We start from the raw sequence: 8,509 nt of genomic DNA on the forward strand, positions 1-8,509 counted from the left end.
CCGTCGCTCACGTATCTGCAGAGGTTCCCCATGACAGACCGTCTCGCGCTCGGCGTCACCGTCGGTGCATCCCGTTCAGTTGCCGTAGCGACGGCGATCGACGGCGGTGAACCGGTCGCGGTCCTGCGGCGACCCAGTGCAATCGAAGTAGCCACAGCCGGTCCGGCGGTGGTGATCGAGGGCTTCCTGGCCCGGGTCGGCGATCCGGTGCGGATGCTCGCCGAGGACGGTTCGTCGCATGTCGCGGCCGATTTGGTGGCCGCGGCGACCACTCAGCTGATCGATGAGGTCCGCGACCGGGTCGAGGGCGAGCCGACGGTGGTGTCGTGCCACCCCGGCTGGTGGACGGATGACCAAGTGCAGGCGGTGCGTTCGTCTCTCGACAACGCGGGCGCCCACGCGGTCGTCCTCGTCCCGGAACCGGTCGCGGTGGTCCGCCGCTACGAGGTCGAGCGCGGCCTGTTCGACGAAGGCGCGGTGGTGGTCTACGACCTCGGCGCGAGCGGCCTGACCGTCTCGGTGGTCCGCACCGGAGAGCAGTCGGGGCTGCTGGCCACCCCGTTGCACGACACGGAGATCGCCGGCTCGGAATTCGATTTGCTGACAATGCGCTACGTGCTGTCGCACGCGCTGGGTGACCGGGAATTCGACCCGTTCGATCCGGCCGTGGAAACCGAACTCGCGGCCCTGCGCGAACGCGCACGCCTCGCCAGAGAAGAACTGTCACTCGACACCGCGACCGTGGTTGAGGTCGGCGCCCTCGGCGAGGCCTCGACGGTTCGCCTCGTCCGCCACGAACTCGAGGACCTGCTGCGCGGGTCGGTGCAGGATTCCCTCACCCTGGTGCGCGAGGCCGTCGAGCGCGCCGGCGTCCGGCTCGGCGACATCACCGCCGTCCTGCTGACCGGCGGCGGCGCGCAGATGCCCCTGGTCGCGGAACTGGTGTCCGCGGAGTTCGCGCTGCCCGTCGTCGCGTGTGCCGACCCGGCCACCGCGAGCGCGGCGGGCGCGGCCGAACTGGCCGCTGATCTGCGGGCGGCGGAATCCACTCCGCTCGTCCTTCCTCTCGAGGAGCTCGACGAGCCGGCCGCGACGACGGAAATCGCCCCGGTCTCACTCGCGAAAGCCCTGCCCGTCGTCGACGACGAAGCCCCGGCGAAGAAGGTCGTCACCGGCAAACGCCTCGCGGTCATCGGCGCGGCGGTCGCTGTCTTCGGCGCGCTCACCGCGGGAACGCTGGCCATGTCCCCCCAGTTCGCGACGCCGAGCAAGCCGGACGCGTCCACGGTGAACCCCACCGAGAACGCGCCGAAGAACAACGGCCCCGGACAGGCGGTCGCACCGATCGCCACGTTCGACGCCGACGGCAAGCCGGTGGTCGGCACGCCGACCGTCGACGCGAACGGTCAGCCGGTCCCGGGCGCTCCCCTGCTCGACTCGACGGGTCAGCCGATCCCCGGCACCGTCACCCCGGCCGCACCGGTGAATTCCGCCGGGACACCACAGCCGGGCGGCACTGCCCAGTCCCCGGCAACGCAGCAGCAGGTTCAATCCGGCGGCGGAGCCCCTGCCCCGCAGCAACCCGCACCGCAACAGCCGGCGCCCCAGCAGCCCGCCCCGCAGCAACCCGCACCCCAGCAGCCCGCTCCCCAACAGCCCGCCCCACAGCAACCGGCGCCCTACACCCCGCCGGTACCCCAGGCTCCGAACGTGCCCAATGTCGGCGCGGTCCCCGGCCAGGTGCTCGACGGCGCGGGCGAGGTGGTCGAAGGCACCGTCGGCGGCGTCACGAAACTCCCCGGTGAACTACTCGGAGGCGGCAATTGAGCCCCATCGCGCTCGACACAGTCCCGCACGCCCGTGAGATTCTGCGAGCGGTAGACGCTGCCGACGACCAGCCGGTGGTGCTGTTGCTGACGGGTCGCTCCGGCACCGGCAAGTCGGTATTGCTCGACGCTGTACGCCGTCGGCTGCGCGGCCGAGGTGTCGCCGTGATCGGCCGGGCCCCCGAGCCCACCGACAACGGCGCCGTCGTGATCGCCGACGACCTGCACGACATGACGCCCGCCCAACTCGAAGCCTTGCGCACCGAGGTGGAATCGGGTGCCCGCTCCCTGATCTGCGCCACTCAGCCGCGCCCCCAGCATCCCGAACTGCGCGCCCTGTGCGACGCGATCGGCAGGCAGGGCCGCCTGATCGAGATCCGCGCACTCGGTTGCGGTGAGATCGGTTCCTTCGCCCGCGAACTCGGGGTGTCGGTGCCGCGTCCACTGGTCAACCACATCCACACCAGGACCGCGGGCATCCACGGCGGTGTCGTCGCCGCACTGCGGGCGGCGGGTCAGGCCAAGCTCGACGCCGGCCTGCCCGCCGTCGACGCGGCCCTGTCCGCTTGGGCCCGTGCACAATTGGCTGCTTTCGATCCCCCACTGCTCGACACCCTCGTCGTCGCGGCGACCGGAACCGGCCTCGACGCCGGTGAGCTCGCCGAGGTGCTCGGGGTGGATTTGCCTGTCGCCCATGACCTGCTGGCCCGCGCGCGGGCGAGCGCACTGGTCACCGATGCCGACCTGTTGCTGAGCGCGGCCGTGCCGCAACTGCGGCTGCTGCTCGGCGATCGCCGCTTCGTCGCGGTGCAGCGCAGGCTCCTCGACACCCGGCTCGAGGCGGGCCTGCTGCGCGACCACACCGGCCTGCTGCTGGCCGAGTCCGGTGTGCGCGACCAGCGCCTCGCCGAATTCCTCTGCGCGGCAGCCCGACAGCAGCGTCCCGATGCCGCCCGCTACTACGCGGCAGCCGTCGCGGCGGGCACCGATCCGCGTCGCGTCACCCTCGCCTGGGCCGAGGCGGCCGCGAAGGCAGGCGACGACGACACCGCCCTCCGCCTGGCCGAACCCCTGCTCGACGGAACCGATGTCGACACCGCCGAACTCGCGGCCGCCGTCCGCGTCTGCGCGAGCGTGCTCACCCGGCGTGGTCTGGTCAGCCGGGCCGCCGCACTCTACCGCTGGCTCGGCCCGAACCGGGTCGGTGCCGACTGGGCGGTCGCGGCGACCGTGCACGCCCTGGCCGGTGACAGCGCCGCCGCCGCGGAGGCCGCGGCCGACGCCGAACACTGGCCGCCCACCCAGGCCGGTGCCGGCGCCCGGCTGATCGCGAACGCCCTGCTCACCTCCCTCGACCCGCACGGCGCGGCCACCGCGGCCGCCATCTCGGCACTGGTCCAGGCCGCGCGGACCAACGGAACCGGCACCACCCCGTGCAGCGCGGTGACCGTCGGCGCCCTGCTCAGCCTGAGCGCGGGCGAACCACGCCGCGCCGACGACGCGATCCGCGCCGCCGACGGCGAAGGCAAACAGCTCGGCGTGCTCGCGGCCTGGACCGCGCTGCGCATCGGTGACGAATGCAAGGCCGCCGAAACCATGACCGGCATCGACATCGCGTCCCTTGCCCCACGCGACCGCCTGCTAGCGCACGCCCTGGCCGTCGGTCTGGCGCGCCGCAGCGGTGACGCGCAGGCACTGCATGCCGCGTGGACCGCCGCCTTCCCGCTGTTCGACGAGGTCGACGTCGACCTGCTGAGCCTGCTACCGATCGGCGAATTGTGGTTGGCCGGCATCCAATTGCGCGACGAGGGCCGCATCCAGCCGCTCGTCGAGGCGGCCACCGCACTGTTGCGCCGGCTCGGCCGCGCACCCGCCTGGACCAACGCCTTCCACTGGTACGGGGTGCAGGCGGCGATCGCCAAGTCCTCGCCCCAGCAGTTGCTGCCGCACGCGCACGCGCTGAAGAACGCCGCCGCCGACGGCGACCCGCACGCCGCCGTCCTGGCCGACGCGGGCCGCACCTGGTTGCTCGTGCTGCGCGGCCAGGTCGACCTGCCCGCCGTGCACAGCGCGGTCCTCGCCCTGGCCCACCAGGGCCACACCTTCGACGGTGCCCGCCTCGCCGGCGACACCGCGCGCGTGATCGACGACCCCGCCGCGGCCAGTGCCCTGCTGAAGCTGGCCCGTTCGGTACGCATCCCCGCCCGCCTCGAGGCACCCAAGACCGGCGACGAAACCTCGGCGGCTCCCCAGCCCGCGATCGAGCAGCGCGCGCTCAGCGACCGTGAACGTGAGGTCGCCGAGCTGGTGCTACTCGGTCTCACCTACCGGGAGATCGGCGCACGGCTGTACATTTCCGCCAAGACCGTGGAGCATCACGTGGCGCGTATCCGACGCCGGATAGGCGCACGTTCACGATCGGAATTATTGTCGATGCTGCGCGCGATGGGACACGGCTCACTCCTGGTGTGACCGCCGGACTCGCCGCCCAACACCACGGACGTCGAAGCGAGGTAACCGGATGGCCACTGGAGTCGGCTTGCGTATCGCCGACGACGAGTGTGTCGCCGCGGTGGTCACCGACGACGGGGCGAAGCATTTCGTCGAGCGGTCGTCGGTGCTGCACATGTCCGACGACGGCGACGCGGCCCTCGGCGACGCACCGCTGTCCGGGAAGGCGCACGCCATCTCCGGTTTCGTCCGGGCGATCGGCGATCCGGCCGGTGTCGATGTCGACGGCGGCGAGGCCTATCGGGCCGAAGACCTGCTGGCCACGGCCATGTTCTGCCTCATCGATCTCACCACCGAGCATCTGAGCGGCCCGGCCGAGTTCTACGCGACGCATCCGGCGCAGTGGTCGCCGGAGGTGGTGCGCGGCGTCCGTGAGGCGCTGGACTACCTGGGTCTGAAATCGGTGGCGCTGCTCGGCGAGGACGAGCTGCCCCAGCCCGCCGAGGGCGCCGATCCGGGGAAGGCGTTCGCGTCGTCGGCCGCCGAGGCCGCGCTGGTCGCGGTGCTGGCGACCCCGGCCGGTGCGACGCCGCCGGATCCGATCGTCACCGAGAACTCCCTGGTGAAGACCGATGTGATGCCCGCTGTGGAGCCGCCCGTGGTGGTCGCGCAGGCGTATTCGGCGGCGCTTCCGGTGCAGCATCCGACCAAGGCGATGGCCGTCACCGTGCCTGCGCCCGCTCCGACAGCCCCCGCGCCAGCTCCGGCGCGGAACAAGACGCCGCTGTTGATCGCCGGGGCCGCGCTGATCGGCCTGATGCTCGGTGGCATCGCGGTGTCGGTGCTGCTGCGCGGTACCGAGCCGACCGAGCCGCCGACCAACTCGGACGCGCACTCGGAGACGACCCAGCAGCCGGCTGCCCCTCCGCCACCACCGCCCCCAGCAGAGCCCTCCACCGAAGAACCGGTGACCACGGCGCCCCCGGAGCCGACAACCTCCGATGAACCGCCGACAACCACCGAGGCACCAACGACCACCAGCGAGGCGCCGACAACCACCGAGGCGCCCACCACCACGGTGCCCCCGTCGACCACTACTCCCAGCCGCACAACGACGACCCGGCCCTTCCCGTTCCAAGACCGGTTCCCGGGTGAGCTTCCCGATCCGCTCGAGATCCCCGGCTGGCGCAAAACCGAAGCTGGTAGCGGGTAACCGCACCCCATCGCCGGGCGTGCCTTAGAGTGATGCGCTGACCGACATACCCGCCGCCGGCGGTGGTCTCGGTCACTCGTTCGGTGACGAAGGGATTTCATGCGCAAGTTGGTGGCGCGTCGCGCCGCGGTCAAGGCAGCCTCCGCCGGGTTCGCCGCGACCGTTCTACTCGCCCCTCTGCTCGGCTCCGGTGTCGCCAGCGCGCAACCCGCTGCGCCGCAGCAGCTTTCGGCCGACGCCCTACCCGCCGAACTGGTGACAGCCATCTCGCGCGATCTGGGCATGACCCCGAACGAATACCTCGACCGCGCCGCGCGCGCCCAGGAACTGCGCGCCTACGCCGCCGACTTCCGCGCCGAGAACCCCGACACCTTCGCCGGTGCCTGGCTCACGCCCGAGGGCAAAGCCGTTGTCGCGGTGACCGATGCCGAGACCGGCCGCCTGGCCGCCGCCGACGGCTACCAGACCCATCTCGCCCCGATCTCGGCGAGCGGTCTGGAAGGCGCTCTGCTGCAACTGAGTCAGTGGATCTCGACGCTGCCGCGCGAGATCTCCGCGCCGATCAGCTCGATCGCCATCGACGTGCTCAACAGCCAGATCGTTATGAGCGTCGCCAATTCCAGCACCGGCCATCTGCTGAACCTGCCGACCCTGATCGCCACCATCAAGGTGGTCATCACGCCGGGTGGCGGTGGCGAGGTGGTGAACCGGCCGATGGGCGGCGACACCTACATCACCGCCGCCAAGGACCTGCACGACGCCGACCTGCGCGGTGTCGATGTGTGCTCGTTCGGTTTCAACAGCACCGACGCGGCGGGCCACGCGCTGAACATCTCTGCGGGCCACTGCAACCCGAATGTCGACCACGGCACACCCGCCGCGGTGTACGTGCCGAACGTGCGCGACATCCCCAACAGTCCCGAGGTCGGTCAGTTCGCCATGTCCGTGCTCGGCGGGCCGGGCGCGCTCGACTACTCGGTCATCAAGCTCAACGAGCGTGCGGTGAACGCCGGCATGGACCAGGCCCGGGTGCGTGGCGCCAACGGCACCACTCTCGCCATCACCGGCACCGCCGATCCGGTGACCGGTGCGCCGGTCTGCAAAACTGGTCAATCGTCCACTTTCACCTGCGGTTTCGTCTCGGCCGATCACGTGGAGACCCAGCTGTTCACCGCCGAGGGCATCAGCAAGACGATCCGCGGTTTCGCCACCAGCGCCTGCACCCTCGGTGGTGACAGCGGCGGCGCGATCGTGTCGGGCACCCTCGCGCTCGGCATCACCAGCGGCTCCAATGCCGCCGAGGCGCCCAACTGCACCGAGGCCAACACCCAGCTCGCGCCCTTCGGCGGCACCGCGACCCTCGGTGTGCCGATCCGGCCCATCCTGGCCGATATCGAGGCCAATTCCGGTGGCGGTCTCGGCAGCGGAATCATGGTGCGTACCAACCCCAACGCGGGTTAGTACCGGACGAATCACCGAACGGACCGGGTGAGTGAAATCTCTTGCCCGGTCCGAGTAGGCATAACCGGTCCGAGCCCATATAGTTCGATCATGCTCCTGCCACGTATGGGTCGCGCCCCCCTCGCACGAAGCTCGAGACGAGCTCGCAAGTCCGTGATCGCCGCTTCCGCGGCGATTCTGCTGTTCGGCCCCACGATGGCAGTCGCCGACGCCGAACCCGCGGTCGATCTGCCTGCCCAGCTGATCGAGGCCGTGAGCCGTGACCTGAAGCTCTCCCCGCAGGAATACCTGCGCCGTGCCGACGAGGCCCAGCAGGTCGCCGCGTTCGCCACCACCGCGCAGCGTCAGTTCCCGCAGGTGTTCGCCGGTTCCTGGCTCAACGACCAGGGCAACGCCGTCGTCGCGCTGGCCCAGGGCCCCGGCGCCGACGAGGCCCGTGCCGCCGCCGAATCGGCCGGTTTCGAGGTCCGCAACGTCGCCAAGAGCGAATCCATGCTGCGCGGCGAGAAGACCGCGTTCGAGAACTGGCTGGCCGCCGCGCCGCCGGAGATCGCCAACCTGGTTCGCGGCGTCGTCATCGACACCGTCAACAACGCGATCGCCGTGCGCGTCGAGCAGGCCGGGCTGCCCCTGCCCAGCTTCATCGACCCGGCCCGCGTCGTCGTCACCGCGCCGCCGGTGGCCGGTGAGAAGGTCGACCTGGAAGCCACTCCCGTGGCGGGCAACGGCACCGGCCCGATCGCCGGTGGCGAGGGCTACGCCGCCATCGCGGGCAACAGCTCGCTGCGCTGCTCGTTCGGCTTCAACGGCACCGACCGCTCCGGCAACGTCGTGAACATCTCCGCGGGCCACTGCAACCCCGACCTGGAGTCGGCGGGCACCGGTTCCGCGGCCGCCGTGTACGAGATGAACGGTGACCGTGCAGGCGCCCAGCTCGGCACCTTCCAGAAGTCCATCCTCGGCGAGCAGGACTACTCGATCATCCGCGTGAACGACAACGCGCGCGCCCGCTTCGAGAACAACCTCGTCACCGTCCCCGGCGCGGCGCCCATCGCCGTCGACGGCGTCGGCGTGCCGGTCGTCGGCGCCCCCGTGTGCAAGTCGGGTTCGCGGACCGGGTTCAGCTGCGGCATCGTCAACGGTGTGGACCAGACCGTGCAGGTCGGCGATCGTCAGCTCACCCAGAGCTTCTCCGCCAACATCTGCGCGCTGCCCGGCGATTCCGGCGGTGCCATCGTCACCGGCCGCATGGCCCTCGGCATCTCCAGCGCCTCGTCGGTCGCCGACTACCCGATCTGCGAAATCCCCAACATCATCGGCGCCATCACCGGCGACACCCCCCAGCTCTTCGCACAGCCACTGAGCGTGGTCCTGTCGGACAACCCCGGCCTGGCGGTTCGCACGAACTGATGCCCTGGCGGGCAGTGAGCATGCCCTGAACGACGGTGGAGGCCGGTAGCGCTAGAGCTACCGGCCTTTGCCGTTCCTGGTGGTCGCTGTGTGCGGGTTCCAGCCGTGTGGAACTGCCTTGGCGTTTGTGCACCACAAAGGTGTTGGG

The 8,509-nt window shown here is 70.9% G+C and carries 5 protein-coding genes; all 5 read left to right on the top strand.

The genetic code is table 11. The features are described from left to right. Nucleotides 1-30 precede the first annotated feature (30 nt). The 5 genes from NCO8_RS22755 to NCO8_RS22775 all read left to right on the top strand — a co-directional run bounded on the left by NCO8_RS22755 (nt 31) and on the right by NCO8_RS22775 (nt 8,361). Nucleotides 31-1,827: an Hsp70 family protein gene (locus NCO8_RS22755; protein ID WP_067642170.1), complete on the top strand. Its 1,797-nt coding sequence runs from the start codon at nt 31-33 to the stop codon at nt 1,825-1,827. Beyond that, nucleotides 1,824-4,298: a LuxR C-terminal-related transcriptional regulator gene (locus NCO8_RS22760; RefSeq protein ID WP_067642171.1), complete on the top strand. Its 2,475-nt coding sequence runs from the start codon at nt 1,824-1,826 to the stop codon at nt 4,296-4,298. The genes NCO8_RS22755 and NCO8_RS22760 overlap by 4 nt, the downstream gene beginning before the upstream one ends. A gap of 49 nt (nt 4,299-4,347) precedes the next feature. Beyond that, entirely contained in the window at nt 4,348-5,490 is a 1,143-nt protein-coding gene (locus tag NCO8_RS22765; RefSeq protein ID WP_067642172.1) for a hypothetical protein, read from the top strand. A gap of 99 nt (nt 5,491-5,589) precedes the next feature. After that, a complete protein-coding gene (locus NCO8_RS22770) occupies nt 5,590-6,951 on the top strand; it encodes a S1 family peptidase (RefSeq protein ID WP_067642173.1) in 1,362 nt (453 codons plus the stop codon). Nucleotides 6,952-7,104: 153 nt separating this feature from the next. Beyond that, nucleotides 7,105-8,361, top strand: coding sequence for a S1 family peptidase (locus NCO8_RS22775; protein ID WP_245655466.1), 1,257 nt, complete (start codon nt 7,105-7,107; stop codon nt 8,359-8,361). Nucleotides 8,362-8,509 lie beyond the last annotated feature (148 nt).

Origin of the sequence: Nocardia coubleae NBRC 108252, from assembly GCF_001612805.1 — a bacterium.
Lineage (GTDB): Bacteria > Actinomycetota > Actinomycetes > Mycobacteriales > Mycobacteriaceae > Nocardia > Nocardia coubleae.

Bases quoted from the DNA above. Each gene is read 5' to 3' on its own strand.
- NCO8_RS22755 (WP_067642170.1), top strand. From the start codon at position 31: ATGACAGACCGTCTCGCGCTCGGCGTCACCGTCGGTGCATCCCGTTCA.
- NCO8_RS22765 (WP_067642172.1), top strand. From the start codon at position 4,348: ATGGCCACTGGAGTCGGCTTGCGTATCGCCGACGACGAGTGTGTCGCC.
- NCO8_RS22770 (WP_067642173.1), top strand. From the start codon at position 5,590: ATGCGCAAGTTGGTGGCGCGTCGCGCCGCGGTCAAGGCAGCCTCCGCC.